The sequence below is a fragment of the Anaeromyxobacter sp. SG66 genome, from assembly GCF_022690805.1.
GTDB classification, from domain to species: Bacteria; Myxococcota; Myxococcia; order Myxococcales; family Anaeromyxobacteraceae; genus Anaeromyxobacter; species Anaeromyxobacter soli.
The window spans coordinates 1-25,833 of sequence record NZ_JALCZC010000058.1; the positions used below are offsets into that span (position 1 = coordinate 1).

Below are 25,833 nucleotides of genomic sequence, written 5' to 3' on the forward strand. Positions count from 1 at the left end.
GGGCAGCTCCCGCCGCGCGACCCGCGCGTCGTGCCGGCGCTCTTCGGCGCGCCCGATCCCGCCGACGCGCCGCGCCTCGGCGCGCGCGGGAGCGCCGCGCGCGAGCTGCCGGCCGCGAACGACGGGCCCGAGGACGGGGACGGGGACGGGGACGGGGACGACGTGCCGTTCTAGATTCGTGCTAAGGATCCGGGCACATGGCCGCCCGCGAGAAGCCCGTCCTCGGCATCGATCTCGGCACGACCAACGCCTGCGTCGCGCACGTCCGCAGCCGGCTCCCCAAGGTGGTCCCGACCGACCGCGGCAACCTCATCCTGCCCACGGTCGTGGCGCTCTCGGACAAGGCCGACTTCCTCGTCGGCGCCGTGGCGAAGGACCAGCTCGTCACGAACCCGAAGAACACCATCTACGGCGCGAAGCGGCTCATCGGGCGCAAGTGGAGCTCCAAGGTCGTCCAGGAGCTGCGCAACTACTATTCGTACGACATCGTCGAGGGGCCGAACGGCGACGCGGCGGTGACGCTGGGGGGCAAGATCCTCACGCTCCCCGAGATCTCCGCGATGGTGCTCGCGCACATCAAGAAGATCGCCGGCCAGTTCCTGCAGAAGGACATCGACGAGGCGGTCATCTCGGTGCCGGCCTATTACTCCGACGCCCAGCGCCAGGCGGTGCGCGAGGCCGGACGGCTGGCCGGGTTCGAGGTGAGACGGATCGTGAACGAGCCGACCGCGGCCGCGCTCGCGTACGGGTTCGGGCGCGCGCTCGACCAGAAGATCCTGGTCTACGACCTCGGCGGCGGGACGTTCGACGTCTCGGTGCTCCAGCTCCAGGGCAACGTCTTCGAGGTGCTGGCGACCGGCGGCGACACGTTCCTCGGCGGCGTGGACTTCGACAACCGCATCATCGACTACGTCCTCGAGGACTTCTGGCGGCAGCACAAGATCGACCTCGCCGGCTCGCCCATCGCGATGCAGCGGGTCAAGAAGGGCGCCGAGGCGGCGAAGATCGACCTGTCGCTCATCCCGAACGTCACGATCGACCTGCCCTACATCGAGGAGAAGAAGGGGCGCCCGCTCGACGTCCGCGTGCCGCTCTCCCGCCAGCAGCTCGACGACCTCACGATGGACCTCGTCGACCGCACCTTCGAGCTGTGCGACCAGGTGCTCGCCGACAAGCGGCTCCGCCCGCAGGACATCGACGAGATCATCCTCGTCGGCGGGCAGAGCCGGATGCCGCTCGTCCAGCAGAAGATCCAGCAGCACTTCGGCAAGCCGGCGCGCAAGGGCGTCCACCCCGACGAGTGCGTCGCGCTCGGCGCGGCGATCCTGGGCGACTCCCTCGGCCAGATCGACTCGGTGACGCTCGTGGACGTGCTGTCGATGCCCATCGGCATCGCCACGCCGCAGAACCTGTTCCGCCGGGTGCTCGAGAAGAACACCACCATCCCCGCCTCGAAGAGCTTCCGCCTCCCGCCGCCGCGCGAGCCGGGGAAGCCCATCGAGATCGACATCTACCAGGGCGACTCGGACCACGTGGTGGACGACGAGTTCCTCGGCTCGATCCGGCTGCCCGCGGCGGCGACGGGCCGGCGCATCGACTTCAGGCTCGACGAGGAGTGCCTGCTCAAGGTGAGCTTCGACGATCCGGTGAAGGGCATGACCGAGCTCGAGCTCGCGACGCGCGACACGCCCGAGGCGATCCGGCGCGCGCTCGCCGAGGACGCGCGCGGGCGGGCGGCGGGGGAGGGCGGTCGCGCCGCCGAGGGCGACGCGGGCGAGCGCCGCGGCGGCATCTTCGGGTGGCTGAAGCGGGGCTAGCGATGCGCTTCGGATCTCGCGAGTGGATCGACGCGGTCGCCGCCGCGCTCAACCGGCAGCCGGACCTCGCGAGGGCGCTCGCCGGGCTCGGCGCCGACGCCGCCTTCGTGGTCGAGGCGGAGAGGCCCGCCTGGAAGGCGGACGTGGCGGCCTACGCGCGCCACGCGCGCGGGCAGATCGTGGAGTGGCGTCTGCTCGAGGATCCCGACGATCTCCTCGAGCTCGAGCCCGCCTACGTCGTGCGCGCGCCCTACGGCACATGGAAGGGGCTCTTCAACGGGGGCGACCCCGTGAAGGCCGCGATCTCCGGCCGCGTCCGGGTCGAAGGTGACCTCGAGGCGCTGGTGCGGCGGAGCGGATTCCGTTACGTGGTCGATGCGGCGCTCTGCGCCGTCGTGACCGAGTTCCCCTGAGGAGGCGGAGACGGATGGCGCGCAAGGGCTTCGCAGAGCGGCTCCTCGAGACGGGGACCCGGCTCGTCACCCAGGCGACGGAGGCGGTCCTCAAGGACCCGCGCGGCCAGGAGGCCGTGGCGCGCGCCGTGGGCGCCGCGCAGCGCGGTCGCAAGCGGCTCGAGGAGGCGCAGACCCGCTTCATGAAGGCCGCGGGCGTGCCCGGCCGGCAGGATTACCAGGAGCTCGCGAAGCAGCTCGCCCGCATCAAGCGCAAGGCGCGGGAGCTCTCGCACCGGCTCGACGAGCCGGGTCGGCCGGGCGACGGACCGGACGGTCCCACGACGCATTGAGCTCGTTGACACGACCCGGGACCGACGGCATACTCCGCCGCCTCGTTGCACCGGGGCGCTTAGCTCAGCGGTAGAGCACAGCCTTCACACGGCTGGGGTCGCAGGTTCGAAACCTGCAGCGCCCACAAGAAGATCGAGGGGTTGGCGGAGACGCCAGCCCCTTTCCCTTTTCTGGAGGGTCGCCTCGGGCGCCTACCCGCCGGGAAACCCCGCGTCCTCTCGGCAGCGACGATCCGCGGCTGCCGAGCGTGGCCGTGCGTCACCCAGGGTGACCTCCGGGGGCCGGACGGGCCATCGCCGGCAGGACGCTCGCGGGGCTGCGCGCACCGAGGCGCCCTGCTACAGGGTGAGTTGCGGCGCGCGGCGCACGACGCGTCCGCCCCGCGCCAGGAGGCCGCCATGGCGGACGTCGCGTATCGCCCGGAGATCGTCATCGAGCGGCTCGCGGGCTCGATCCGGAGAGCCCACCTCCCTGCCGAGCCCGAGCCCGTGCTCTTCGGGACCCACGGCGCGGTCGCGGAGCACTACGGTAGGGCGCCCGGCACGTTCGAGCCCCATGCGACGACGCTCGACTACGTCATCGGCGCCACCGGCGGCTGACTGCTCGGCACCTTCGGAGGCGCGCTGGAGGCGCGCCAGATCCCGGCCACCGGCGACAGGCTCCGTGCGCGGGTCACGGGCGAGGTCGAGCTCGAGGAGCGCGTGCTCGTCATCCGGCGCATCCACGTGGTCCTGGAGCTGAAAGGGAGCGCCGAGCAGCGGGAGACCGCCGAGCGCGTGCACGGCTTCTTCGCGGACGCGTGCCCCCTGTACCGCACGCTCCGGAGCGCCATCGCCATCACGACCGAGCTCGCCCTTCTCGGTCGGCTAGAGCGCCTGCCCGTCGCCCCCCGGGTCGCGCCCCGCGCACGATCACAGCTCGTACTCGCGGGCGACGAGGCCTTGCAGCCTGCGCGCCTGCCGGAACGCCTCCTTGAGGACGTGGCGGTCGAGGTCGTTGAGCTCCCTCGGGTCCACCCGGTTCGCGCCCTCGCCCGGCGCGTGCGTCGCCTGGTTTCGCAGGCGGAGCAGGTGGATGAAGTAGAAGGCGTCGACGAGGGCGGCGACGCTGCCGGAGCCGAGGTGCCCGGCGTCCGCGACCGCACGGAGGCGCTCGGCGCTGCTCGTGTGCGGGATGCGGTGGGCGAGCGCGAGGATGCGCGCGGCGTCCACGAACGGTCGCGAGCCGTAGGTCTTGAGCTCGAGCGTGTGGGGGAAGTCCTTCGCCCGGTTGTCGAAGACGAAGTCGCGGAGCGTGCCGAGCGGCGGCTGGCACGTGAGCGCGTTCTCGGCCAGGACGCGCAGGAAGAGCGGCCGCTCCGCAGTCTCGGCGAGGAGCCACTCCCGGAGCTGCTCCGCGAGGCGGTCGGCCCCGTGGATCGGCCTGAGGTCGAAGAAGACGGAGGCGTGGAGGAGCGCCTGCGCCTGCGGCTCGTGGATCCAGCGCCCGAAGGCGCGCCGCCACTCGTCGAGGGTGAGGCACCACTGCGGGTTGCCCGCCATGATGCCCCCCTTGCAGAGGGGGAAGCCGCAGGCGTCGAGCTTCTCGTTCACCGCCCGCGCGAACGGGACGAGCGCCGCGCGGACCTCCGCGGCGTCCGACTCCTCGGCCTCGAAGACGAGGCCGTTGTCCTGGTCGGTGCTGAACGTCTGCTCGAGGCGGCCCTCCGACCCGAGGGCGATCCAGCAGAACGGCACCGGCGGCAGGTCGTGCTCGTCGATCGTCAGGTCGATGATCCGGATGGTGAGCAGATCGGTGAGCGTCGAGGTGAAGTGGGTGAGCAGCTCCGCGCCGACGCCCTGGGCCACGAGGCCGATCGCCAGGTGCCGGATCTCCGCCGCCGCGCCGCGGAGCGCGGCGAGGTCCTTCGCCGCGGCGATCTCGCCGCTCACCTCGCCGAGGCCGACCCGCTGGAGCCCGAAGAGATCGTCCCGCGACACGACGCCGGCGAGCCGCCCCTCGCCGTCCACCACCACGACGTGTCCCATGGCGTTCCGGGCCATCAGCAGCGCGGCCTGGTGCGCGGTCGCCTGGGGCCGGAGCGTGACGAGGCCGCCCGTCATCGCCGCGGCGATCGGCTGCTGCAGGTCGCCGCCGGGCAGCGTGACGCGCCGGAGGAGGTCGCGCAGGGTGAAGATGCCGAGTGGGACGTCTCCCGTCCGGTCCGTCACCACGATGGAGTCGATGCGCGTCCGCTCCATGCGCTCGAGCGCCACCCGGAGGGTCGCGTCGAGCGGCACCGTCACCGCGGGGCGGCGGATGATCGCCGCCAGCGGGCTGAACATCGACAGCGTCGCGCGTCGCCCCTCGGTCCCCACGGTCGCTCCTCCGTCGCTCGCGCGAGGCTCAGCGCCGGACGCCGAGCAGGTCCTTCATCTGCGCCAGGAGCTCCTTCGTGGAGAACGGCTTCGTCACGTACGCGTCGGCGCCGGCCCGGAGCCCCCGGGCCACCTCGGTGTCGCGGCCCCTGGCGGTGAGCATGAGGATCTTCGTCCCCCGCCACCGCGGGTCGGCGCGGATGCGCTCGCACACCTCGAAGCCGTTCAGCTTGGGCAGCATCACGTCGAGCACCACCAGGTCGGGCGCCGCCGCCATCGCCTCGAGCGCCGCCTCGCCGTCCGGGGCGACCGCCGTCTCGTAGCCCTCGCGCTGCAGGAGGTACTCGAGCGAGATGACGATGCTCGGCTCGTCGTCCACGATCAGCACGCGCTTGCTCATCGCCCGACCTCCTTCCGCTCCGCCACGCGCGGAGCCTCGCCGGCGGCGCGGGCGCCCGCGTCGAGCGGCAGCACGAACGAGAACGTCGCGCCGTGGCCGGGCTCGCTCTCGACCCAGAGCCGTCCCCCGAAGTGCTCGACGATCCTGCGGCTGATGGGCAGGCCGAGGCCCGTCCCGCGGGGCTTGCCGGTCAGCGTGTCGCTCACCTGCCGGAACTTCTCGAAGATGAGCTCCTGGTCGGCGGCGCCGATCCCGGGGCCGCTGTCCTGCACGTCCACCCGCACGCCGTCCGGCGCCGGCGCGAGCCGGACCTCCACGCGGCCGCCGCGCGGGCAGAACTTCACCGCGTTCGACAGGAGGTTCATGAGCACCTGCACGAGGCGGTCGCGGTCGGCGCGGACGCGCGGCGCCGGCGCGAACGAAACCGTGAGCTCGACGCCGCTGTCGCGGAACAGCTGGCTCGTCGCGTCGACCGAGTCCTGGATGGCCTCCTGCACGTCGAGCTCGGAGGTGTGCCACTCCGCGCTGCCCGACTCGATCTTCGCCATGTCGAGGAGCTGGTTGATGAGGCGGGTGAGCCGCTCGGTCTCCTTGACGATGATGGCGAGGAAGCGCGAGCGGTCGGCGAGGTTCGTGCGGGGATCCTCCCTGAGGATCTCGGAGAAGGCGCGGATCGACGTGAGCGGCGTCCGGAGCTCGTGGGTGACGCTGGACATGAACTCGTCCTTCATCCGGTCGAGCTCCTGGAGCTGGGCGTTCGCCGCGCGCAGCTCGGCGGTCGCGGTCTCGAGCTCGCGCGACTTCTGCTCGAGCTCGCGGCTGTAGGCGCGCACCTGCGACGCCTCGTCGAGGATGTCCATCACCTCGTCGATCGAGACGGGCTCCTCCTGCACCACGGAGGCGACGAGGACGCGCGCCGAGGCGCCCCCGATCGCGCCGGCGAGCTGGGTCTCGGCGAAGTGGACGAGATCCGCGTCGGCGGGCAGGGCGTCGAGCGACGCGCACCCGCGTCGCCGCGCGTAGGCGAGGAAGGCCTCCCTCGCGCGGTCCGGTCCGAGGAACCGGCCGGTGAGGGGGAGCAGATCCTGCACCGAGGCGCTGCCGCGCCAGAAGCGGGACCGGTCGAAGGCGTGGGTGCGCTCGAACACGTCGACGAACAGGGTCGCCTGGCTCGTCTCGGCGACGCCGGGCCGGCTCGCGACCGACACGCCCACGTAGAGGCCGATGTTCGCGAGCATGCTCCAGAACAGGGCGTGCGGGATCTCGTCCATGCCCACGAGCCCGAACAGCTCCTGGGGCCGGAGCAGCGCGAGGCCGAAGAGCCCGTCGGTGAGGAAGCGCGCGGGCAGCCAGCCCGACTTGGCGAAGGACGGGAGGAGCAGCGTGTAGGCCCAGACGACGAACCCGCCGGAGAGCCCGGCGATCGCGCCGGAGCGGGTGCCGCCGCGCCAGTAGATGCCGCCGAGGATCGCCGGCGCGAACTGGGCGACCGCCGCGAAGGAGATGAGGCCGATCGCGACGAGGGCGTACGCGTCGCCCGCGACGCGGAAGTAGACGTAGCCGAGGAGGAGGATCGCCCCGATCGCCAGCCGGCGGATCGAGAGCAGGAGGCCCGAGACGTCGCGCCACGCGTTGAGGCGCAGGGACTTCAGCCGCAGCAGCACCGGCATGACGAGGTCGTTGCAGACCATGGTGGAGAGCGCGATCGTCTCCACGATCACCATCCCGGTGCCGGCGGAGAGACCGCCGATGAACACGAACAGCGTCAGCGCCTCCTTCTGCTGGGAGATCGGCAGGGTGAGCACGAAGGTGTCCGCGTCCACGCCCGCCTCCGCGAGGAGGGAGAGCCCGCCGATGGCGACCGGCAGGACGAAGACGTTGATGAGGAGGAGGTACAGCGGGAAGAGCCAGATCGCCTTGCCGAGGTGGTCCTCGTCCACGTTCTCGACGACGGTGATCTGGAACTGCCGCGGCAGGAACATGATCGAGAGCATCGACAGGAGCGTCAGGAACGCCCAGGTCACGTAGCTGCCGCTCGTGCTCGGCACGGTGAGGAGCCCGCGCAGCTCCGGCGTGCGCTCGGCGAGCCGGAAGACCTCGCCGAAGCCGCGGTACATGCCGAACGTCACGAACGCCCCGACGACCAGGAACGCGAGCAGCTTCACGACCGACTCGAAGGCGATGGCCGCCACGAGCCCCTCGTGGCGCTCGGTGGCGTCGAGGTGGCGGGTGCCGAACAGGATCGTGAAGGCGGCCAGCATGAGCGCGATGTAGAGGGCGCTGTCCTGCAGGAACGGCTGCGCCTGCGCCTTGCCCGGCATGACGATGCCCGGATAGTGCAGGAGGATCGTGAAGCTGCCGGAGATCGCCTTGAGCTGGAGCGAGATGTAGGGGATGACGCCGAGCACGGCGATGATCGTCACGAGCCCGCCGAGCAGCTGGCTCTTGCCGTAGCGCGAGGCGACGAAGTCGGCGATCGAGGTGATGCGGTAGGCCTTGCTGATGCGGAGGATCTTCCGCATCACGTACCACCACAGCGGCACCATGAGCGTCGGCCCGAGGTAGACGGGGAGGAAGCCGACGCCGCTCGACGCCGCGCGGCCCACGCTGCCGTAGAACGTCCAGGTGGTGCAGTACACCGCGAGCGACAGGGCGTAGATGTACGGGTTCGCGATGAGCGACCGGCCGGCGGCGGCGCGCCGGTCGCCGTAGTACGCGATCGCGAACAGCACGCCGAGGTAGGCGAACGAGGCGACGCCGATCACCCAGCGCTGGAGCATGGGCCCCGCTCCTAGACCCGCGCCCGCTCGATGACGAGCGCCATGAGGAGGATGATCAGGATCCACACCGCGAACACGTAGGCGTAGAGCAGCGGGATCCCGGCGAGCTCGCCGGGACGCGCGAAGAGGAAGAGGATCGGGTAGTTCAGCAGCGCGCCGCCCATCAGGAAGATGGCGACCAGGCGCGGCCCCGTCGTGCCCGAGCGGCTCATCGCGCCTCCGACCGCAGGTCGAGGTGCACTATAGCGCGCTCCTCGCGGCCCATGCGGGACGGCCCGGATCGCTCGGACGGCATTCGAATGCGACGGACGAGCGAAGGGCGCCCCCGTTCGTGCGAGGCGCCCTCACCGCGGGGCTTTTCGAGCAGGCTACTTGAGCTCGATGGTGGCGCCGTTCACGGCCGCACTTCCTCGACCGTGAACGCGGCCTTCCCGATGACCGCCTGGGCGTTCGCGAGGCCGGTCGTGGAGGTCGTCGTGCGGGCCTGGACCGTGATGGTGTGGTAGCCGACGTCCACGTTCGCGGCGCCGAAGAAGAACGCGTGGGCCGCCTCGGTGTCGAGCACGAGCTGGAGGATCTCGTCCTGATACGCGCAGCCGTCGAGCGCGACGGTGCCGTCAGGATCTGGCAGCTGAAGCCGTCGAACTGCGCCATCAGGCACTGGCGCCGGCGATCGAACGTCACCTCGTTGGGCGCCGCCTCGTTGCCGTCGACCAGCACGCGGACCTCGATCTTCGCCTCGGCCTCGGCCTCGCTCTTGCGGTACTGGCTGCTCGCCACCGTGGTGTCGGTGAACAGCGAGGTGACGAGCGACACGCCGAACATGAGGTCCTTCTGGGACGACGTGTGGATGCTGCCCGTCATGAGGGTCTGCCACTCACCGGCGCCGGCGGCCGCCGCCTTCGGCAGCGCCTTCAGCACTCCCATCCCCATGTCGACCTTGGCGGACTGCGCGTACGCAGTTCCGGAGAGCACGACGAACGCCACGAGCAGCTTGCTGAGGAGCTTCATCTGATTCCCCTGTCCTGGAAGAGGCGGCCTTGATTGGCGCGCAGGGGGGGAGTTAGGCAGGCGAGCCATCGCCCGGTATCCCGCCGTCCATGGACCAGGCGACGGGTTCCACCGTAGGTGACGACCCCTACGGCGCGTGCAACTGGCGAATGCAGCGGAGATTCCGGGACGGTCCGCACAAACCGTGAGAACGACTGTGCGTGAAACCCGGTCGCACCCGCTGTGACGACCCCCTGCACGGCCACGGCGGGGAGGTGACCGCAAGCCTGCATTCTTGGGGCCGCCACGCCGGGCTGACACCAGGGGAGCAGCCGCTCGCACGCGGAGCGCGCGCGCGGGTCACGGCTGCGTTATGGTGCGCCCGCTCGGGGCTCAGGCCCGGGCGGAGGGCGACATGCACGCGGAGAGCGTCGAGAGCTGGCGGCACGAGCACGCCTTCGTCGGGCAGGAGCCGGCGCGCGCCGAGCGGCGCACCCGCTGGGTGGTCGGGCTCACGCTCGCGATGATGGTCGCGGAGATCGCCGCCGGGATGCTGTTCCGGTCGATGGCGCTCCTCGCGGACGGCTGGCACATGGGAACGCACGCGGCGGCCCTCTCGGTCGCCGCGTTCGCCTACGCCTACGCACGAAGGCACGCCGCCGACCCGCGTTACACCTTCGGCACCGGCAAGGTCGGCGCCCTGGGCGGGTTCGCGAGCGCGGTGGGGCTCGCGGTCATCGCGTTCCTCGTGCTCGCCGAGAGCTCCGTCCGGCTCGCCTCGCCGGTCTCGATCCGCTTCGATCAGGCGATCCTGGTCGCCTGCATCGGCCTCGCCGTGAACCTCTTCTGCGCGTTCCTCCTGCGCGAGGACCACGGGCACGACCACGGCCATGCCCACGATCACGACCACGATCAGGATCACGAGGAGGACCCCGCGCACGACCACCCCGGCCCCGGGGATCCCGGCGCGGGGCACGCCCACGCGTCCCGCCACGGCCACCGAGACCACAACCTCCGCGCTGCCTACCTCCACGTGCTCGCCGACGCGCTCACCTCCGTGTTCGCGATCGTGGCGCTCCTCGCGGGCAAGACGCTCGGCTGGACCTGGATGGATCCGGTGATGGGCATCGTCGGTGCGCTGGTCATCGCCCGCTGGTCCGTGGGGCTCCTGCGGGACACCTCCGCCGTGCTGCTCGACGCGGAGGTGGCGCCCGGACGTCGCGAGGAGATCCGTTCGGCGCTCGAGGAGGGCGGCGATCGGCTCGCGGATCTGCATGTCTGGCGCGTCGGCCCGCGCCACCTCGGGGCGATCGTCTCGGTCGTGACCGAGGACCCGCGACCCCCGGCCGCCTACAAGCAGCGGCTCGCGCGCTTCCCGGATCTCGCGCACGTCACCGTCGAGGTGCACCGCTGCGAGGCGGGCGGCTCGCGCGGCGCGGCCTGACCGCCGTCCTCGATCGCGGCCGCCTCGGCTCAGAACGTCCGGCTCTGACCGCCGTCCACCACCCAGCACGCACCGTTCACCCAGCTCGCGCGCTGCGACAAGAGGAAGGCCACGACCGCGGCGACCTCCTCGGGACGTCCGAAGCGCCCGCCCGGGATCTCGCGGCGCACGAACTCGGCGATGCCCTCCGGGTCGGCCAGCCGGCGGCGCTCCCAGCCGCCGCCGGGGAACTCGATCGAGCCGGGCGCGACCGCGTTCACGCGGATCCCGTCCGCGGCGACCTCTCCGGCGAGGGCCTTCGCGAGGCTCAGCTCCGCGGCCTTCGCGATGTTGTAGGAAGGCCCGCCCCCGGCCTCGCGTCCCCAGATCGACGCGATCATCACGATCGCGCCGCCGCCGCGGCGCCGCAGCTCGGGGATGACCCGCAGGCTCGCGCGCAGCGCGGGGAAGAGGTTCCGGTCGAGCACCGCGCGGAAGTCCGCCTCGTCCGCCTCGGCCAGGCGGCGCGCACCCGAGCCGCCCACGTTGTTCACGAGCAGATCCACGCCACCCAGGCGCTCCGCCGCAGCCTGGACGAGGGCGTCGACCCCCTCCGCCGTGGTCAGATCGCAGGGGAGGGCGAGGTGCGGCCCGGGTCCCTCGGCCTCGAGCGCGCGCAGCGTCTCGGCGAGCGCGGCCTCCCCCCGCGCGCCGATCGCGACGCGCGCTCCCTCGCGTGCGAGCTCGACGGCGATGGCGCGCCCTATCCCGCGGCTCCCGCCGGTCACGATCGCGATCTTCCCGTCGAGGCCGAGGTCCATGGCGCGAGTGTAGCGCGGCTCGAGTCCCGCTCGCCGCGCTCGCGGCCGGGGCGCCGCCGGGACCGCGTCGGCGCGCCACCGCGATCGCGCACGGCGTGCCGAGCAGCGCGCCCTCGGTCCTCAGTGCTCGAACGGCGCGAGCGGGTGGCGCACGATGGTGAGCAGCGCGTCCGGGGGCGTGGGCGGACCGTTCAGGTAGATCTCGTGGATCGGAGGTGCGAGGCGGCGCCCCTCCTCCTGCGCCGCGGCCTCGAGGCGCGCGACGGCCGGGCCCACGGCGTCGTAGCGCCCGCGGTGGAGCGTCTGCAGGCACTCACCCTCGGAGAGCTCCTGGATGCGGACGTCGCGCGCGAGCGGCGACGCCTCGGCGACGGCGGCAGCGGCCTCGGCCAGCGCGACGCGTCCGGGCGCGGCGTCGGCGAGGCGCAGGAGCAGCTCCCACGTGAACGTCCCCCGCGTGACGTCGGGGGTCCACCAGAGCGCCTCGAGGAACCCGGGCTCGGTCGGGACACCGCGGCGCGCCAGCTCGCCGGCCACCGCGAACAACGCGGCAACGTCCGCCTGAAAGGCGCCGCCTCCGGGCTCGCCCCGCCCGACCTTGGCGAGGTACCGCGCCGGCTCGACGGTCACGAGGCGCGGCGCCTCCGCTGCGGCGTATTCGGCGCGACCGGTCAGCGGCGGCTCGGCCGCGTGCGCTCCCTCCATAGACCACCTCCCAGGCTCTGGGGGAAACAACGCGCACGCCCGGGCGAGGACGCAAGCCCGCGCCGCACGAGCTCGCGGAGGGAGCAGCAGCGTCAGGGCCCGCGCACCGGCCCCGCCGCCTGGCGCTCCCCGCCCGCTCAGGTGTTCGGCGTGAGCGCCGGGAGCTCGCAGCGCGAGTCCTGGGACCTTTCTCGCTCGCGCAGCCGGCGCCGGCACTCGGCGCAGGTGACCGTCTCCTGGAGGATCGTGCACCAGCGTGCCTCGACTGCTCCGCACAGCGCCGCGTTCTTCGCAACGAAGTGGATGCGGTCCATGGTTCCTCCGGAATAGGGTTACGGCGGACCGGGTCGCGGAACCAACGCTTGCGAGTATTCGCGCAGAACCTCCGAGCCGGGAGTCCCACGATCCCGGTCGTAGGCCGCTGTGTGGGGCGGTGTTCTTCTCGTGATCTCGCGCCCCTGGCCCTGCGACGGCGCGTCCGCGGCGCGAGGCCGCGTTGGACTGAGGGTGAATCGTCAGGCGGTCGCGCCCGGCTCCAGGTCCTCGGCCGACCACGCCAGCGCGAGGGGGAGCCCGGCGGCGACCTCGTCCTCGAGCACCTCGAGCCCGAAGCCGGAGAGCAGGCGGGCGTGATCTGAGCTGCCCGGCAGGAAGGCGATCTGCTTCGTTCGCCAGCACTGCCGGCTGAACGTCGCGAGGATGCTCGCGGCGAACTCGAACGCCTCCTCGGCGTGCGTGAGGTCGACCACGAAGCGCGTGGCCTCCGACTCCTCCATGGCGAGGCGCAGCGCCCAGGCCGACGCGCCGTCGAACGCGCCGTGGACCGCCAGCACGACCGCGTCCCCCGCCTGCCATCGAACGATCGCTGCGCCCGTCATCTCGAAGGAACGTTAGGCACTCGCTGCGCGGCGCAAGGGGAGAATTTGCACTATGCTCCGCGTCCCTTGTCGGCACGCGACCCCATCGCCATCCTCTTCGACCTCGACGGCACGCTCGTCGACACCGTCCCCTTCATCCTCGCCTCGGTCCGGCATGCGTTCGAGGGCTACGGCCGCTGCCCGACCGACGCCCAGTGGATCGCAGGGATCGGCACCCCGCTCAGGGCGCAGGTCGCCTCGTTCGTGCGCCGTCCGGAGGACGTGGACCCCCTGGTGGCGCGCTACCGCGAGTTCTGGGTCGAGAATCACGACCGGATGACGCGTGCCTTCCCCGGGGCGCTCCAGGTGGTCGAGTCGCTCGCGGCGGGCGGGCACCCGATCGGCGTGGTGACGGCCAAGACCGAGGAGGGTGCGCTGAGGACCCTCCGCCACACCGGCCTCCTGCGGTACATGCAGGCGATCGTGGGCGCCGACACCTGCGCGCGGTGCAAGCCGGATCCCGAGCCGGTGCACGTCGCGCTCGCGCGGCTCGAGCGGACCCCGACGCAGGCGATCCTCGTCGGGGACTCGCCGCATGACATCGCCGCGGCGCGCGCCGCGGGGGTGAGGGCTTACGGGGTCCTCCACGGTGCGTGCGATGGCCCGCGGCTCCTCGCCGCGGGTGCCCTGGCGCTGCTCGAGGATCTCGCCCCGCTGCCGGCCCTCGCCGCGGCGGCCGGCCATTAGCCGTCGCCGGGAGCGACGGCTCGCACCCCACCGGGCGCAGCAGCTCCTCACCCACCCGCGCGCACGCCGGGCTACGCTCCCGCGGGGCGGCCGTCCCGCGGCACGAACGCGCGCGCGGCTCCGCTGGACGGAGGACACGATGGTGGACGCTACCGAGGCGACGCGCCGGACCGGCTTCGCGAAGGAGTTCCGGGAGTTCCTGCTCAAGCAGAACGTGGTCGCCCTGGCCGCGGGCGTGGTGATCGGCGCGGCGATCGGGAAGGTCGTCTCCGGGATCGTCGAGCTCGTGGTGATGCCGATCGTCGGGCTCCTGCTGCCGGGGCAGAACGAGTGGCGGCAGATGAAGCTCGAGCTCGGTCGCGGGAACGCGATCGGCTACGGCGAGGTGCTCGGCAGGCTGCTCGAGTTCGGCGTCATCGCGCTCGTCGTGTTCCTCGTCCTGAAGGCGTTCGTCCGCGCGCCACCGCCCGCCGCGCCGTCGCCGACGAAGGCCTGCCCGCAGTGCCTCGAGACGATCCCCGCCGCCGCGCGCCGGTGCCGCGCCTGCACCTCCGAGGTCTGAACGAAGCCGGCGCGCGAGAGCGCGGCGAGGCCTCTGCGCCGTGGTAAGAGTCGAGGATGCGCATCGCCTACCTCGGCCCTCCCGGCACGTTCAGCGAGGAGGCCGTCTCGCGCTGCGACCTCGTCCGCGGCGGCGAGGCGATCCCTCGGCCCACCTTCGCCGACGCCTACCACGCGCTCCGCCGGGGCGAGGTCGACGGCGCGCTCCTCCCCATCGAGAACTCGATCGAGGGGAGCGTCGGCGCGACGCTGGATCTCCTCGTGCACGAGCCCGGGCCGCTCATCCGCCGCGAGCTGCTCCTGCCCGTCCGCCAGCACCTCCTCGCGCGCCCCGGCACGCGGCTCGAGGAAGTCCGCCGCGTGCTCTCGCACCCCCAGCCGTTCGGGCAGTGCAGCCGCTTCCTCGGCGAGCGGCTCCCGGGCGTGACGCTCGAGCCGACCCACTCCACCGCGGAGGCGGCGCGAAAGGTCGGGGCGGGAGAGGCGGGCGCGGGCGCGGCCGCCATCGGCTCGCGCGCGGCCGCCGCTCGCTACGGGCTCGAGCTGCTCGCCGAGTCGATCCAGGACGTGGACGAGAACTTCACCCGGTTCGTGCTGCTCGCGCAGGCCGACGAGGCGCCGACCGGCGCCGACCGCACCAGCATCGCCTTCACGCTCGACCGGGATCGGCCGGGCGGGCTGTACGAGGTCCTCGGCGAGCTCGCGAGCCGCGGGATCAACCTCTCCAAGGTCGAGAGCCGCCCGATGAAGCAGGCCCTCGGGCACTACGTCTTCTTCCTGGACTTCGAGGCGCACCGGCTCGACGCCGCGGGCGCGGAGGCGCTCGCCGGGGTCCGCGCGCGCGTGCACCGGCTCTGGCTCCTCGGGTCGTACCCGCGCGGCCAGGCCCCGTAGCCCGTTCGCCTACGCGATCGCGCGCCAGCTCGCCGCGACCGCGCGGAGGTGATCGCCCGTCGCGCCGCAGCAGCCGCCCGCGAGCGCCGCCCCCGCGCGGAGCGCGGGCGAGAGGTCCGCCGCGAAGGCTTCCGGCGCTCGCACCGCGCCCGGCAGCCCCGCGCTCGGCTTCGCCACGAAGGGGACGGGGAGGGCACCCCGCGCCCACGCCGCGAGCTCCGCGAGCGCCGCCCCGGGGGCGACGCAGTTCACGCCCGCGGCGCTCGCGCCGAGCGACGCCATCGCGAGGAGCGCCTCCTCGACGGGCGTGCCGTCCGTGAGCGTCCACGGCGGCCCGCCGGAGGGGGTGAAGGTGACCACCGCCTCGAGGCCGGTGGCTCGCGCCGCGACCAGGGCGAGGCGCGCCTCGGCCCGTTCGTGCTGCGTCTCGAGCCAGAGGAGGTCCGCGCCCGCGGCGCAGAGCGCCCGGGCTGCGCGCCCGTAGCCCGCGGCGAGGGCGCGGACCGGCGCGGATCGTCCCGGGCCGGCGAGGCCCGTCGGGCCGAGCGCGCCGGCGACCCGCGCGTGCGGAGCCGCCTCGCGCGCGACCCGCACCGCCGCCGCGGCGAGCGCCTCGACGCGGACGGGATCGAGGCGCGCGGCGAGCCTCGGCGCCGCCAGGTTGAAGGTGCAGGTGAGGAGGAGACCGGCCCCGGCCGCGGCGTGCTCCGCGTGGACGTCGCGGACGACCCCGGGACGCGCGAGGAGCCACTCCTCCGGGAGCGCCTCCGGAGGGAGCCCGCGCGCGATGAGCGCCGTCCCCAGGGCACCGTCGAGGAGCAGCCGCGGGCCGAGCATCAGCGCGTCCCCCGGCGTGGGACGGGGATCACAGCGCGACCTCCTCGAGGTGGCGCGGCACGTGCGCCGGCCAGCCGAGCTTGTCCATCCGCGCCTTCGAGGCGGCGAGCGCGGCGGCCTCGCCGTGCACGAGGAAGGTCCGCCGCGGCTTCGAGGGGAACGTCGCGAGCCAGCGCGAGAGCTCCGCCTCGTCGGCGTGCGCCGAGAAGCCGCTGATCGTGGCCACCCGCGCCCTCACCGGCACGTCCTCGCCGTGGATCCGGACGGTCTGCGCGCCGCTCTGGAGCGTGGCGCCGCGCGTCCCGGCCGCCTGGAAGCCGACGAGCAGGACGGTGGTCCGCGGATCGGGCAGCCGGTGCGCGAGGTGGTGGAGCACGCGCCCGCCGGTCGCCATGCCCGAGGCGGACAGGATGATGCACGGGCCCCGCACGTCGTTCAGCGCCTTCGACTGATCGGGGCTCCGGCAGAAGGTGAGCTTCGCCGGCCGGAGCGGCTCCTCGCCGGCCGCCATGAGCCTCGTCATCTCGTCGTCGTGCTCGTCGCGGTGCGCGAGGAAGAACGGCGTCGCGTCGAGCGCCATCGGCGAGTCCACGAAGACGGGGAGGGCCGGGATCTCGCCGCGCTTCTCGAGCGCGCGGAGCGTGAACAGCACCTCCTGGGTGCGGCCGATCGCGAAGGCCGGAATCACGATGGCCCCGCCCGCGTGCACGGAGCGCCGGATCTCCTCCGCCAGGGCCGCTGCGGCGGGGACCTCCGGGTGGCGCTTGCCGCCGTAGGTGCTCTCCAGGACGAGCGCGTCGGCGGCGGCGCCCGGCTCCGGGTCGGGCAGGATCGGCGCGCCGTAGCGGCCGAGATCGCCGCTGAAGAGGAGCCTCACGGGCCGGGGGCCATCCAGGACGAGCTCCGCGAGGGCGCTGCCGAGGATGTGGCCCGCGCGGCGGAAGCGGAGGCGAACGCCCGGGACGATCTCGCGCAGCTCTCCGTAGCGGAGGGGCGAGAGGACGGGGAGCGCGGCCAGCGCGTCGGCCTCCGAGTAGAGCGGCGCCGCATTCGGGGCGTGCTTCGAGTAACCCTTCCGGTTCGCGTAGCGCGCCTCCTCCTCCTGCAGCCGGCCCGAGTCGGGCAGCAGGAGGCCTGCGAGGTCGCGCGTCGCGGGCGTGCAATGCGCGAGGCCGCGGAAGCCGTCGCGGACGAGCTGCGGCAAGGCCCCGGTGTGGTCGAGGTGCGCGTGGGTGAGGACCACCGCGTCGATCGAGCCCGGCGGCACCGGCCAGGGCGCGCGGTTCCTGAGCCGCAGCTCCTTCTGCCCCTGGAACAGGCCTGCGTCGACGAGGACCCGCGCCGAGCCGGACTCGACGAGGAAGCGCGAGCCGGTCACCGTACCCGCCGCGCCGAGGAACCGGATGGACGCCATGGTGTGCCGATTCTACAATTCATGAGGGTCGGCGAGGTGCGCCGCCTGCCGGAGCGGGCGGTCGCGCCCGCCGCGTCGTTCCGACGAGTTCAGGCGAGCGCCGTCCGACGGCCTCGAGGCGAACGGGGACACAAGCGATGCGCCGGAAGATCCGGGTCGTCGGGGCGATGATCGAGCAGGACGGGAAGTACCTCATCACCCAGCGCCCGCCCCGCGCGTCGTTGCCGCTCCTGTGGGAGTTTCCCGGCGGACGCGTCGAGGCGGGGGAGACGGACCCCGCGGCGCTCGCGCGCGAGCTGCGCGAGGAGATGGCGATCGGCGTCGAGGTCGGCGATCGCGTGATCCACGTCGAGCACGCGTACGAGAGCTACGACATCGACTTCTGCGTCTACCGCTGCAGGCTCGTGAGCGGGCCCATCCAGAACCTGCGCGTCCACGCCCACCGGTGGGTGCGCCCCGACGAGCTCGATCAGTACGAGTTCCCCGCGGCGGACGAGAAGACCATCGCGAAGCTGCTCGGGCTGTGACGCCAGGGGCGTCCACCGGATCGTAGCGCGGCGCGCCAGCCCGCGCCGCGGAAGCGCCCGTCTTTCGGCCACGCGCCCGCCTGGCAAGACCCTGCCGGTCTGCTGCCCTCGCCCGACCTCGGTTCGGTGCGCTCCATCGTGAGGCGGCGGATTGCCCGCTCCCCCGACATGCACAGATTCCCTGCGAAGGGGGCGGGAGGCCCAGTGCCAGCGGACGACAAGAAGCCACACGGACAGCGGGGCGAGCGAGGCTCGCGCCAGGGACCGCAGACACGCGTGCCGCTCGCCTCGCCGGCGGCGTGGCTCGTGCTCATCGCGCTGGCGGTGTTCCTCTTCCGCGCGTTCCAGGACGTCGGCGTGCGGCGCATCCCGTACTCGCAGTTCAAGGACATGGTGCGCCAGAGCAGCTTCGAGCGCGTCGTGATCGGGCCGGACTGGGTGCGCGGCATCCCGAAGCCGGTGGAGGGCGGCGCCGCCGACGGCGACAAGAGCGACAAGGGTGGTCAGGCGCTCCCGTACGTCGCGACGCGCATCCCCGGCGGCGACGACGAGCTCGTCCCGGCCATCGAGAAGGCCGGCGTGCCGTACGACGCGGTCGCCGGCGGCGGCATGGGAGACCTGTTCTGGGTCTGGGTCGCGCCCATCGCGCTCGGGCTCCTGTTCTGGGCGTGGATCATGCGGCGCATGTCCGGGCAGATGGGCCAGGGGCCGCCGGGCGTCATGGCGTTCGGCAAGACGCGCGCGCGCGTCCACATGGAGCCGGACACCGGCATCACCTTCCAGGACGTGGCCGGCATCGACGAGGCGGTCGAGGAGCTCCAGGAGATCGTCGAGTTCCTGAAGACGCCGGAGAAGTACCGGCGGCTCGGCGGCCGGATCCCGAAGGGCGTGCTGCTCGTCGGACCCCCGGGGACCGGCAAGACGCTCCTCGCGCGCGCCACCGCGGGCGAGGCGGGCGTGCCGTTCTTCTCGCTCTCGGGCTCCGAGTTCGTCGAGATGTTCGTGGGCGTCGGCGCCGCGCGCGTGCGCGACCTCTTCGCGCAGGCGACGCAGAAGGCGCCGTGCATCGTTTTCATCGACGAGCTCGACGCGCTCGGCAAGTCGCGCAACTCGGGCGTCGTCGGCGGCCACGACGAGCGCGAGCAGACGCTGAACCAGCTCCTCGCGGAGATGGACGGGTTCGACGCCCGCGCCGGGCTCATCATCATGGGCGCGACGAACCGGCCCGAGATCCTCGACCCGGCTCTGATGCGGCCGGGCCGCTTCGACCGGCAGGTCCTCGTGGATCGCCCGGACAAGCGCGGCCGCGAGAAGATCCTCCAGATCCACGCGAAGAACGTGAAGCTCGGCGCCGACGTGGACCTCCGCTCGGTCGCGGCGCGGACGCCGGGCTTCGCGGGCGCCGACCTCGCGAACGTCGTGAACGAGGCGGCGCTCCTCGCCGCGCGGCGCAACAAGAGCGCGGTCACGCGCTCGGAGTTCGAGGAGGCGATCGAGCGCGTCGTCGCCGGGCTCGAGAAGAAGAGCCGGCGCATCAACGAGCGCGAGAAGGAGATCGTCGCGTTCCACGAGGCCGGGCACGCGCTCGTCTCCTGGATGCTGCCCTACGCGGACCGGGTCACGAAGGTCTCCATCATCCCGCGCGGCCTCGGCGCGCTCGGGTACACGCTCCAGCTGCCGATCGAGGATCGCTACCTCCTCACGCTGTCCGAGCTGCGAGACCGCATGGCGGGGCTCATGGGCGGCCGCGTCGCGGAGGAGGAGGTGTTCGGCGAGCCGTCCACCGGCGCCTCCAACGACCTCCAGCAGGCGACCGGGCTCGCCCGCATGATGGTCAAGGACTACGGCATGAGCCCATCGCTCGGGCCGATCGCGCTCAACGAGGAGCGCGCGCCGTCCTTCCTCGGCAAGGGGTTCGAGCCGCGTACGTACTCGGAGCAGACGGCGCTCGAGGTGGACCGCGAGGTGCAGTCCCTCGTCGTGGAGGCGCACGGGCGCGCGCAGGAGACGATCCGCCACCACCGCGAGAAGCTCGACGCCATGGCCGCGCGGCTCCTCACGGCGGAGGTGGTCGAGGAGGAGGAGATGACGCGGCTGTGGGGCCCGAAGGTCTCCCGGCCCGGCACCATCCACGGCCCCGGCCACGCGGAGGCGCCGCCCGAGAACCCCTCGCGGCCGGTGGCGATGGCGGAGGAGCACCGCGACTCCTGGCAGGGGCCGCAGGCGGTGGCTCGCACGGCACCCGGGGACGGAGAGTGAAGCACGCGTCCGAGAGCCACGAGGCGCGCAAGGTCCTCTTCCAGACCGGCATCCGGCGGGGACACCTGTCGCTCCAGGAGATCGATCGGGCGCTCCCCCACGGCAGCCTGTCCCCGGCGGAGCGCTGGTTGCTGTTCTACAGCCTGCGCGCCGCGGGCGTGGAGATCCGCGACGCGCGTGGCGAGGCCCTCGACGAGCTGCCCGGAGACCCGCCGCCGCCCTGAGCCCGCGCCGAACGGCGCGCCGTCCCGATCGAACGAGCCCCCGGCGCGTCCGCGCGCAGGCGGGGCTCTACGCGTTTGACAGCCCTGGACGTGTGGTTACGTTCGCGGCCGGAGGTCACGACAAGGCATGTCCGATGAACGTCGCGGTGCGCCCGGCGCGGAGGGTGGCGAGCCGCAGGTGAAGGTCGTCGACAGGCGGCGGTTCCGCAGCGACGGCGCGCCGGTGGAGGAGGGCGGGTCCGAGGGGACCGGGGGCGCGCAGGCGGCTCCGGAGGCGGAGGCCGGCGCGGACCCGCGCGACGCGCAGCTCGCCGCCCAGCAGACCCGGATCGACGAGCTGTCGCGCGCGTACGCGTCGCTCGTCGAGGACAACAAGGCCTTCCGGCAGCGCCTCGAGCGCGAGCGCACGCGCCTCCTGGAGGCCGAGCGCGCCAACGTGGTGCAGGCGCTCCTCGAGGCGGCCGACGATCTCGAGCGAGCGCTGGCGGCGGTGAGCGCCGGCGAGGTGCAGGGGGACGCCCTGCGGAACCTCGCGGAGGGCGTGCGCATCTCGCTGGTCTCGCTGCACAAGCGGATCGCCGAGCTCGGCGCGCAGAAGATCCCCGTGCAAGGCCAGCCCTTCGATCCCCACGTCGCCGAGGCCATCGACGTCATCCCCGTGGCGGACGCGGCGCAGGACGGCGTCGTGCTGCACGAGATCCGGCCGGGGTATCGCATCGGCGACCGCGTCCTTCGCCCCGCGCGGGTGCGGGTGGGGCGTCTCGCGCAGGCGTAGCATCTCGCGCGGTTCCGCTCCGGCCGCGGCGTGGCGGGAATAGATCTCCACGCCGGGCGTCTTTCGGCCGGATCAACTTTCCCAGGAGTGCAGCATGCGCCGCATCTTCCGTCGAAGCCTCAGCGTCACGTTCATCGCGGCCCTGCTCGCGTGCTCGCAGGATGGCCGCGCCGCGACCGAGCCCCAGCGTTCCGCAGCGGCACCGGCCGGTGGGGGGGCGCCGCTGTACGTCGACGCCGCGCAGCAGTCCCCACAGCAGTCCGCGCAGCAGCAGGCGCAGATCGCCGTTCCTTCGCAGGGCTCGGTGGCGCCGCTCATCGAGAAGGTGCAGGGCGCGGTCGTGAACATCTCGACCACCACCGTCATGAAGCACCCGCCCGTCCGCGGGATGCCTCAGTCGCCGCACGGCCGCGGGCAGGCCCCGGGCGGCCGCGGCGGCGCGCCCGGGCAGGGCGGCGGCGACGACCAGGAGTTCCAGGACTTCTTCGACAGGTTCTTCGGCGGTCGCCCCGCGCCGCAGATGCCCGAGGAGTTCCGCGGCTCGTCGCTCGGCTCGGGCTTCCTCATCAGCCCGGAGGGCTTCATCCTCACGAACAACCACGTCGTCCAGGACGCCACGGACATCCTCGTCCGGCTGACCGACGGCGGCGAGTTCAAGGCCGAGACGGTCGGGCGGGACCCGGCCACCGACGTGGCGCTCATCAAGCTCGTGAACCCGCCGAAGAACCTCCCCACGGTCGTGCTCGGCGACTCCGACGCGATCCGGCAGGGCGACTTCGTGCTCGCGCTCGGCAGCCCCTTCGGCCTGCGCAACACCGCCACGCTCGGCATCATCTCGGCGAAGCACCGCGGCCGCGAGGTGAACCCCACCGGCACGTACGACGACTTCCTCCAGACCGACGCCGCCATCAACTCCGGCAACTCGGGCGGCCCGCTCTTCAACCTCAAGGGCGAGGTGGTCGGCATCAACACGGCCATCGTGTCGCCGCAGCTCGGCTCGGGCGTCGGCTTCGCCGTCCCGATCAACCTCGCGAAGTCGATCCTCCCGCAGCTCCGCGAGAAGGGGAAGGTGACGCGCGGCTACGCGGGCGTGTCGATCACGGACCTGAGCCGCGACCTCGCGCAGGGCTTCGGGCTGCCGCCCGATCAGAAGGGCGCGCTCGTGCAGGCCGTCGTGCCGCGCGGCCCCGCCGCCAAGGCCGGCGTCCAGCCGGGCGACGTCATCGTCGCGGTGAACGGGAAGCCGGTGGCCTCGGGCAGCGATCTCACGCGCACCGTCGCCCTGGTCGCGCCAGGCAGCAAGGTGGACCTCACGGTGCTCCGCGGCGGGCAGAAGAAGCAGGTGAGCTTCGCCGTCGCGCAGCGCCCGGACGACGAGGAGGCGATCGCGCGCGGCGACACGGGCGAGGAGGAGCCGAAGGGCGACAAGAGCCCGAAGCTCGGCGTGACGCTCGGCGATCTGACGCCGCAGATCGCGCGCCAGCTCGGGGTCGAGCCGGGCGACGGCGTGCTGGTCCGCGACGTGGTGGCGAGCGGTCCGGCCGCGCGCGCCGGCATCGAGCCCGGCATGATCATCGTCGAGCTGAACCGGAAGCCGGTGAAGACGGTCCAGGACGTCGCGCAGGCGATCGCCAGGATGAAGGACGGCGAGGTCGCGCTCCTGCGCGTGCGCCGCGGCCAGGACCTCGTCTACGTGGCCGTCCCGGTCGGCGGACGGCAGTAGCCCCGGCCTCGCAGAAGAGCAGAGGGCCGTCCCGGTCGGCGGGGCGGCCCTCTGGAGCAGCTTTCGCGCGGCGGCTACAGCACGCGCGAGGCGATCTCGTTGCCGGTGCGCGCGTCCATGACGCGGATGGCCACGAAGCGGGCGGCGACGCCCTCCATCTGCCCGCCCTCGCCGCGCCGCGGCAGCTTCCAGGTCCGCTCGGGCTTGAAGACGATCTCGAGCTCGATGGCGCCGGTGCGGAACGGCCCCTGGAACTCCATGTCCATCACGCCCGGCGGGAGCTTTCCGCGGATGGGAATGAGGTTCACGAGGGGGTGGCCGGAGGCGTCCTGCCGCGCCGGCGCGCCGTGGGTGAGGGCGAGCCCGCCGCCGTCCACGAAGGGCGTCACGAGCAGCACGAAACCGTCGCCCTGCAGCTCGGCGCGGACCAGCGTCGCCGCGTCGGTGACACGAACGGTGAACGTCTTGCCGGCGACGGACCGGCGCGCCGCGAGCACGTTCGCCTCGCAGGCCGCGCGCGTGTAGATGTCGGTGCAGTGGCCGACGTAGCGCGCGAGGAAGGGCTCGAGCGCGTCGAGGCGCTCCGCGCTCGTCGCGACGGCGTCGAAGCGCTCGCCCGCTCGGACGGCAGCAGGGGTGGAGGCGAGGAGCAGTACCGCGACCCAGAGAAGACGCATGTGATGGAGTCCGTTCGAATCGGGCAGGTCGCCCGGGCGGGTGCCTCGAGTCTAGCGTGGCGCCCTCCGGCCTGTAGGAAAGTTAATCCTTCGGCGTGCGGCAGGAGCGCCCATGAAGGCGCAGGTCGCTTTTTTGACCACATTCGCACACCGCCCTAGCCTGCGGTCTCAGGCAGGAGGCGGACGACATGCTGAACAGCCGCAAGGACGGGCGGACGACGGCGCCGGTGGAACGTCGCGCGACGCCGCGCCTCGACAAGGTCTTCCGCGTCTACCTCGAGGGCGAGCGCGGGATGGGGCTCGGGATCGCCCGGAACATCTCCGAGGGCGGCATGTTCGTCGAGACCCGCGTCCCGCACCCCATCGGCTCCCAGGTCCGCGTCACGTTCCCCGCCGAGTCGGGCGAGATGACCGCCGTGGCGGAGGTCCGCTACGTCTGCCACCTCATCGGCCGAACGCCCGCCGCCGACCGCGGCCCGCTCGCGCTTCGCGGCATGGGCGTGCGGTTCCTCTACTTCGAGGACGACGCGGTCTCCGCCGCGCTCCAGTGATCCCGCTTCACCCGCCGTGTCGCCTGCGTCGCGCCGCCCGCCGGGGCCGCGTGCCATCGTGGGTGGCTCGCCGGCACGCCTCCCCGGCCCGCGGTAGAACAGCCCCGTGACGACGCTCGCGATCGAGACGGAGGGGCTCACGCGCCTGTTCGACGGGCGGGCCGCCGTGGAGGGGCTCGCGCTCGCCGTGCCGGAGGGCGCGTTCTACGGGTTCCTCGGTCCGAACGGCGCGGGGAAGAGCACGACCATCAAGATGCTCACCGGCCTGCTCGCCCCCACCTCCGGGCGGGCGCGCGTGCTCGGGACGGACCTCGCCGTCGATCCGCTCTCCGTGAAGGGTCGCGTCGGCGTCGTGCCGGACGGCCTCGCGCTCTTCGAGCGCCTCTCCGGCGCGGAGCAGCTCCGCATCCACGGGCAGCTCTACGGGCTCGAGCGCCGCGAGGCCGGACGGCGCGCCGACGAGCTCCTCGGCGCGCTCGAGCTCGCGGACGACGCCGGGAAGCTCGTCTCCGAGTACAGCCACGGGATGCGGAAGAAGCTCGCGCTCGGCTGCGCCCTCATCCACGGGCCCCGGCTGCTCTTCCTCGACGAGCCGTTCGAGGGCATCGACGCGGTCGCCGTGAGCGGGATCCGGCGCCTCCTCCAGGACCTCGTCGCCCGGCGCGCCCTGACGATCTTCCTCACGAGCCACGTGCTCGAGGTGGTGGAGCGGATCGTCACGCACGTGGGGATCATCCGGGAGGGCCGCCTCGCGGCGCAGGGCACGCTCGCGGAGGTCCGCGGCGCCCTCACGCTCGAGGAGGTGTTCATCCGCACCGTCGGAGACGAGCGCGGCGAGGTGCGCGGCCTCTCCTGGCTCGGCGAGGGCGCGTGAGCGCGGGGGAGGGGGGACGCGCGCCCGCGCCGCCGGGCGCGCTCGGCACCCTGCGCGCGCTCGCGGAGCTCCGCTGGCTCCTGCTCCTGCGCCGGCTGCGGCGCCCCGGCGGCGTGCCGGAGGTCGTCGCGCGCGTCGCGCTCTACGTCGTCGCCGTGCCGGCCGGGCTCGCCTTCGCGGCGCTCACCGGGATCGGCACGTACCAGGCGGTGCGCGCGGGGCGGGGGCTGCAGGCGACCGTGCCGATCGCGGCCCTCTTCTTCGGCGTCTGGCAGACCTGGACGGTGGTGTCGCTCTCGATCTCGGAGCGCGACGCGCTCGACCTGCGCCGCTTCCTCGTCTACCCCATCTCGCCGGCGCAGGCGTTCGGCCACGGGCTCGCGGCGTCCGTTGCGGGCGATCCGTTCGCGGCGTTCTGGTGCCTGCTCCTCGCCGGCGCGTTCGGCGGCGCCGCGGTGGCGCGTCCCGGCGCCTGGCTCGCGCTGCTCGCCGTCGTGCTCGCCGCCTTCGTCGTGGCCACCGTCGCGCTCGTCGCGCTCCTCCAGGAGCTCCTCGCGCGGCTGCTCCGCGGCCGGCGCGCCCGGGAGATCCTGGTCGCGGCGGTCTACGTCGGCGTGGGGGTGCTCCTCGCCTGGACCGCCGGCCATCCCGGCGCGCTGCTCCGCATGCTGCGCGGCGCCCGCGCGCTCCGCTGGCTCGCGTACCCCGCCGCGCTCGCGGAGGCCGGCGCCGGCGAGCTCTACGCGGGCCGCGTGCTCGCGGCGCTGCCCTGGGCCGCGGCGCTCGTCCTGGCCGGCGGCGCGACCGCCTGGGCCGCTTACCGGCTCGCGCTCGCCTCGGCCCGGGCCGGGGCAGGCGGCGCGCCGCGCGCGGC

The 25,833-nt window shown here is 73.2% G+C and carries 28 protein-coding genes, 1 tRNA gene and 1 pseudogene; 18 read left to right on the plus strand and 12 right to left on the minus strand.

The window, feature by feature from the left end; all coding sequences use genetic code 11:
• Nucleotides 1-197 precede the first annotated feature (197 nt).
• The 5 genes from MNZ39_RS15385 (at nucleotide 198) to MNZ39_RS15405 (ending at nucleotide 3,162) form a co-directional block, all read left to right on the plus strand.
• The gene (locus MNZ39_RS15385) at nucleotides 198-1,817 is read left to right on the plus strand and encodes an Hsp70 family protein (RefSeq protein ID WP_242339960.1); all 1,620 of its coding nucleotides are present in this window, start codon (nucleotides 198-200) and stop codon (nucleotides 1,815-1,817) included.
• Nucleotides 1,818-1,819: 2 nt separating this feature from the next.
• On the plus strand, nucleotides 1,820-2,230 hold the full coding sequence (locus tag MNZ39_RS15390) for an SCP2 sterol-binding domain-containing protein (protein WP_242339961.1): 411 nt from the start codon (nucleotides 1,820-1,822) through the stop codon (nucleotides 2,228-2,230).
• A 14-nt stretch (nucleotides 2,231-2,244) separates the two neighbouring features.
• Nucleotides 2,245-2,562 carry a hypothetical protein gene (locus MNZ39_RS15395; RefSeq protein ID WP_242339962.1) on the plus strand — a complete coding sequence of 106 codons (318 nt, stop codon included), beginning with the start codon at nucleotides 2,245-2,247 and terminating at the stop codon, nucleotides 2,560-2,562.
• Nucleotides 2,563-2,615: 53 nt separating this feature from the next.
• Nucleotides 2,616-2,687: transfer RNA gene (locus MNZ39_RS15400), tRNA-Val, on the plus strand.
• Nucleotides 2,688-2,961: 274 nt separating this feature from the next.
• Nucleotides 2,962-3,162, plus strand: coding sequence for a hypothetical protein (locus MNZ39_RS15405; RefSeq protein ID WP_242339963.1), 201 nt, complete (start codon nucleotides 2,962-2,964; stop codon nucleotides 3,160-3,162).
• A 312-nt stretch (nucleotides 3,163-3,474) separates the two neighbouring features.
• Here MNZ39_RS15405 and MNZ39_RS15410 read toward each other — a convergent pair whose 3' ends face one another.
• The 5 genes from MNZ39_RS15410 to MNZ39_RS15430 form a co-directional block, all read right to left on the minus strand.
• A complete protein-coding gene (locus tag MNZ39_RS15410; protein ID WP_242339964.1) occupies nucleotides 3,475-4,920 on the minus strand; it encodes a DUF294 nucleotidyltransferase-like domain-containing protein in 1,446 nt (481 codons plus the stop codon).
• A 28-nt stretch (nucleotides 4,921-4,948) separates the two neighbouring features.
• Nucleotides 4,949-5,320 carry a response regulator transcription factor gene (locus MNZ39_RS15415; RefSeq protein ID WP_242339965.1) on the minus strand — a complete coding sequence of 124 codons (372 nt, stop codon included), beginning with the start codon at nucleotides 5,318-5,320 and terminating at the stop codon, nucleotides 4,949-4,951.
• Entirely contained in the window at nucleotides 5,317-8,100 is a 2,784-nt protein-coding gene (locus MNZ39_RS15420) for a sensor histidine kinase (RefSeq protein WP_242339966.1), read from the minus strand. The genes MNZ39_RS15415 and MNZ39_RS15420 overlap by 4 nt, the downstream gene beginning before the upstream one ends.
• A gap of 11 nt (nucleotides 8,101-8,111) precedes the next feature.
• Entirely contained in the window at nucleotides 8,112-8,312 is a 201-nt protein-coding gene (locus tag MNZ39_RS15425; protein WP_242339967.1) for a hypothetical protein, read from the minus strand.
• 182 nt (nucleotides 8,313-8,494) lie between these two features.
• Nucleotides 8,495-8,665, minus strand: a complete 171-nt coding sequence (locus MNZ39_RS15430; RefSeq protein ID WP_242339968.1) for a hypothetical protein — start codon at nucleotides 8,663-8,665, stop codon at nucleotides 8,495-8,497.
• Between MNZ39_RS15430 and MNZ39_RS15435 the strand changes: the two genes are divergently transcribed.
• Both MNZ39_RS15435 and dmeF read left to right on the plus strand, forming a co-directional pair.
• Nucleotides 8,642-9,115, plus strand: coding sequence for a hypothetical protein (locus tag MNZ39_RS15435; RefSeq protein ID WP_242339969.1), 474 nt, complete (start codon nucleotides 8,642-8,644; stop codon nucleotides 9,113-9,115). The two genes, MNZ39_RS15430 and MNZ39_RS15435, sit on opposite strands and share 24 nt — an antisense overlap.
• 390 nt (nucleotides 9,116-9,505) lie before the next feature.
• Entirely contained in the window at nucleotides 9,506-10,534 is a 1,029-nt protein-coding gene (gene dmeF / locus MNZ39_RS15440) for a CDF family Co(II)/Ni(II) efflux transporter DmeF (protein WP_242339970.1), read from the plus strand.
• 29 nt (nucleotides 10,535-10,563) lie between these two features.
• Here dmeF and MNZ39_RS15445 read toward each other — a convergent pair whose 3' ends face one another.
• The 4 genes from MNZ39_RS15445 to MNZ39_RS15460 all read right to left on the minus strand — a co-directional run bounded on the left by MNZ39_RS15445 (nucleotide 10,564) and on the right by MNZ39_RS15460 (nucleotide 12,917).
• On the minus strand, nucleotides 10,564-11,334 hold the full coding sequence (locus MNZ39_RS15445; protein ID WP_242339971.1) for an SDR family NAD(P)-dependent oxidoreductase: 771 nt from the start codon (nucleotides 11,332-11,334) through the stop codon (nucleotides 10,564-10,566).
• A 120-nt stretch (nucleotides 11,335-11,454) separates the two neighbouring features.
• Nucleotides 11,455-12,039, minus strand: a complete 585-nt coding sequence (locus MNZ39_RS15450; protein WP_242339972.1) for a GyrI-like domain-containing protein — start codon at nucleotides 12,037-12,039, stop codon at nucleotides 11,455-11,457.
• A gap of 137 nt (nucleotides 12,040-12,176) precedes the next feature.
• A complete protein-coding gene (locus MNZ39_RS15455) occupies nucleotides 12,177-12,353 on the minus strand; it encodes a hypothetical protein (protein ID WP_242339973.1) in 177 nt (58 codons plus the stop codon).
• Between the two features lie 201 nt (nucleotides 12,354-12,554).
• The gene (locus tag MNZ39_RS15460) at nucleotides 12,555-12,917 is read right to left on the minus strand and encodes a hypothetical protein (RefSeq protein ID WP_242339974.1); all 363 of its coding nucleotides are present in this window, start codon (nucleotides 12,915-12,917) and stop codon (nucleotides 12,555-12,557) included.
• Between the two features lie 66 nt (nucleotides 12,918-12,983).
• Between MNZ39_RS15460 and MNZ39_RS15465 the strand changes: the two genes are divergently transcribed.
• The 3 genes from MNZ39_RS15465 (at nucleotide 12,984) to pheA (ending at nucleotide 15,098) form a co-directional block, all read left to right on the plus strand.
• Nucleotides 12,984-13,643, plus strand: coding sequence for an HAD family hydrolase (locus MNZ39_RS15465; protein ID WP_242339975.1), 660 nt, complete (start codon nucleotides 12,984-12,986; stop codon nucleotides 13,641-13,643).
• 139 nt (nucleotides 13,644-13,782) lie between these two features.
• On the plus strand, nucleotides 13,783-14,205 hold the full coding sequence (gene mscL, locus MNZ39_RS15470) for a large conductance mechanosensitive channel protein MscL (RefSeq protein ID WP_242339976.1): 423 nt from the start codon (nucleotides 13,783-13,785) through the stop codon (nucleotides 14,203-14,205).
• Nucleotides 14,206-14,261: 56 nt separating this feature from the next.
• Nucleotides 14,262-15,098 carry a prephenate dehydratase gene (gene pheA / locus MNZ39_RS15475; protein ID WP_242339977.1) on the plus strand — a complete coding sequence of 279 codons (837 nt, stop codon included), beginning with the start codon at nucleotides 14,262-14,264 and terminating at the stop codon, nucleotides 15,096-15,098.
• A gap of 9 nt (nucleotides 15,099-15,107) precedes the next feature.
• Here the strand turns inward: pheA and MNZ39_RS15480 are convergent, their stop codons facing one another.
• Together MNZ39_RS15480 and MNZ39_RS15485 are read right to left on the minus strand one after the other, a co-directional pair.
• A complete protein-coding gene (locus MNZ39_RS15480) occupies nucleotides 15,108-15,935 on the minus strand; it encodes a homocysteine S-methyltransferase family protein (protein ID WP_242339978.1) in 828 nt (275 codons plus the stop codon).
• Between the two features lie 28 nt (nucleotides 15,936-15,963).
• The gene (locus MNZ39_RS15485; protein WP_242339979.1) at nucleotides 15,964-17,349 is read right to left on the minus strand and encodes an MBL fold metallo-hydrolase RNA specificity domain-containing protein; all 1,386 of its coding nucleotides are present in this window, start codon (nucleotides 17,347-17,349) and stop codon (nucleotides 15,964-15,966) included.
• Between the two features lie 137 nt (nucleotides 17,350-17,486).
• On the opposite strand from MNZ39_RS15485, the gene MNZ39_RS15490 reads away from it, so the two are divergent.
• From MNZ39_RS15490 to MNZ39_RS15510, 5 genes are all read left to right on the plus strand, one after another.
• Nucleotides 17,487-17,876: a (deoxy)nucleoside triphosphate pyrophosphohydrolase gene (locus MNZ39_RS15490; protein ID WP_242339980.1), complete on the plus strand. Its 390-nt coding sequence runs from the start codon at nucleotides 17,487-17,489 to the stop codon at nucleotides 17,874-17,876.
• Between the two features lie 204 nt (nucleotides 17,877-18,080).
• Complete coding sequence (gene ftsH / locus MNZ39_RS15495; protein ID WP_242339981.1) at nucleotides 18,081-20,135, plus strand: ATP-dependent zinc metalloprotease FtsH; 2,055 nt, start codon at nucleotides 18,081-18,083, stop codon at nucleotides 20,133-20,135.
• Nucleotides 20,132-20,359 carry a hypothetical protein gene (locus MNZ39_RS15500; protein WP_242339982.1) on the plus strand — a complete coding sequence of 76 codons (228 nt, stop codon included), beginning with the start codon at nucleotides 20,132-20,134 and terminating at the stop codon, nucleotides 20,357-20,359. Before ftsH ends, MNZ39_RS15500 begins: the two co-directional genes overlap by 4 nt.
• 127 nt (nucleotides 20,360-20,486) lie before the next feature.
• Entirely contained in the window at nucleotides 20,487-21,134 is a 648-nt protein-coding gene (locus MNZ39_RS15505) for a nucleotide exchange factor GrpE (RefSeq protein WP_242339984.1), read from the plus strand.
• A 94-nt stretch (nucleotides 21,135-21,228) separates the two neighbouring features.
• On the plus strand, nucleotides 21,229-22,857 hold the full coding sequence (locus MNZ39_RS15510; protein WP_242339985.1) for a Do family serine endopeptidase: 1,629 nt from the start codon (nucleotides 21,229-21,231) through the stop codon (nucleotides 22,855-22,857).
• A gap of 74 nt (nucleotides 22,858-22,931) precedes the next feature.
• On the opposite strand, the gene MNZ39_RS15515 is transcribed toward MNZ39_RS15510, so the two are convergent.
• Nucleotides 22,932-23,534: a DUF6066 family protein gene (locus MNZ39_RS15515; RefSeq protein ID WP_242339987.1), complete on the minus strand. Its 603-nt coding sequence runs from the start codon at nucleotides 23,532-23,534 to the stop codon at nucleotides 22,932-22,934.
• Nucleotides 23,535-23,722: 188 nt separating this feature from the next.
• Between MNZ39_RS15515 and MNZ39_RS15520 the strand changes: the two genes are divergently transcribed.
• The 3 genes and pseudogenes from MNZ39_RS15520 to MNZ39_RS15530 all read left to right on the plus strand — a co-directional run.
• Nucleotides 23,723-24,085 (plus strand): PilZ domain-containing protein, encoded by a 363-nt coding sequence (locus tag MNZ39_RS15520; protein WP_242339988.1) that lies wholly within the window; start codon nucleotides 23,723-23,725, stop codon nucleotides 24,083-24,085.
• Nucleotides 24,086-24,191: 106 nt separating this feature from the next.
• Complete coding sequence (locus MNZ39_RS15525) at nucleotides 24,192-24,959, plus strand: ABC transporter ATP-binding protein (RefSeq protein WP_242339989.1); 768 nt, start codon at nucleotides 24,192-24,194, stop codon at nucleotides 24,957-24,959.
• Nucleotides 24,956-25,833 (plus strand): annotated as a pseudogene (locus tag MNZ39_RS15530) (hypothetical protein); the annotation flags it as partial. The gene MNZ39_RS15525 and the pseudogene MNZ39_RS15530, both read left to right, overlap by 4 nt.

Coding starts and splice junctions, on each gene's coding strand:
- MNZ39_RS15385 (WP_242339960.1), top strand. CDS start 198: ATGGCCGCCCGCGAGAAGCCCGTCCTCGGCATCGATCTCGGCACGACC.
- MNZ39_RS15390 (WP_242339961.1), top strand. CDS start 1,820: ATGCGCTTCGGATCTCGCGAGTGGATCGACGCGGTCGCCGCCGCGCTC.
- MNZ39_RS15395 (WP_242339962.1), top strand. CDS start 2,245: ATGGCGCGCAAGGGCTTCGCAGAGCGGCTCCTCGAGACGGGGACCCGG.
- MNZ39_RS15405 (WP_242339963.1), top strand. CDS start 2,962: ATGGCGGACGTCGCGTATCGCCCGGAGATCGTCATCGAGCGGCTCGCG.
- MNZ39_RS15415 (WP_242339965.1), bottom strand. CDS start 5,320: ATGAGCAAGCGCGTGCTGATCGTGGACGACGAGCCGAGCATCGTCATC.
- MNZ39_RS15420 (WP_242339966.1), bottom strand. CDS start 8,100: ATGCTCCAGCGCTGGGTGATCGGCGTCGCCTCGTTCGCCTACCTCGGC.
- MNZ39_RS15425 (WP_242339967.1), bottom strand. CDS start 8,312: ATGAGCCGCTCGGGCACGACGGGGCCGCGCCTGGTCGCCATCTTCCTG.
- dmeF (WP_242339970.1), top strand. CDS start 9,506: ATGCACGCGGAGAGCGTCGAGAGCTGGCGGCACGAGCACGCCTTCGTC.
- MNZ39_RS15445 (WP_242339971.1), bottom strand. CDS start 11,334: ATGGACCTCGGCCTCGACGGGAAGATCGCGATCGTGACCGGCGGGAGC.
- MNZ39_RS15450 (WP_242339972.1), bottom strand. CDS start 12,039: ATGGAGGGAGCGCACGCGGCCGAGCCGCCGCTGACCGGTCGCGCCGAA.
- MNZ39_RS15455 (WP_242339973.1), bottom strand. CDS start 12,353: ATGGACCGCATCCACTTCGTTGCGAAGAACGCGGCGCTGTGCGGAGCA.
- MNZ39_RS15460 (WP_242339974.1), bottom strand. CDS start 12,917: ATGACGGGCGCAGCGATCGTTCGATGGCAGGCGGGGGACGCGGTCGTG.
- mscL (WP_242339976.1), top strand. CDS start 13,783: ATGGTGGACGCTACCGAGGCGACGCGCCGGACCGGCTTCGCGAAGGAG.
- pheA (WP_242339977.1), top strand. CDS start 14,262: ATGCGCATCGCCTACCTCGGCCCTCCCGGCACGTTCAGCGAGGAGGCC.
- MNZ39_RS15480 (WP_242339978.1), bottom strand. CDS start 15,935: ATGCTCGGCCCGCGGCTGCTCCTCGACGGTGCCCTGGGGACGGCGCTC.
- MNZ39_RS15485 (WP_242339979.1), bottom strand. CDS start 17,349: ATGGCGTCCATCCGGTTCCTCGGCGCGGCGGGTACGGTGACCGGCTCG.
- MNZ39_RS15490 (WP_242339980.1), top strand. CDS start 17,487: ATGCGCCGGAAGATCCGGGTCGTCGGGGCGATGATCGAGCAGGACGGG.
- MNZ39_RS15505 (WP_242339984.1), top strand. CDS start 20,487: ATGTCCGATGAACGTCGCGGTGCGCCCGGCGCGGAGGGTGGCGAGCCG.
- MNZ39_RS15510 (WP_242339985.1), top strand. CDS start 21,229: ATGCGCCGCATCTTCCGTCGAAGCCTCAGCGTCACGTTCATCGCGGCC.
- MNZ39_RS15515 (WP_242339987.1), bottom strand. CDS start 23,534: ATGCGTCTTCTCTGGGTCGCGGTACTGCTCCTCGCCTCCACCCCTGCT.
- MNZ39_RS15520 (WP_242339988.1), top strand. CDS start 23,723: ATGCTGAACAGCCGCAAGGACGGGCGGACGACGGCGCCGGTGGAACGT.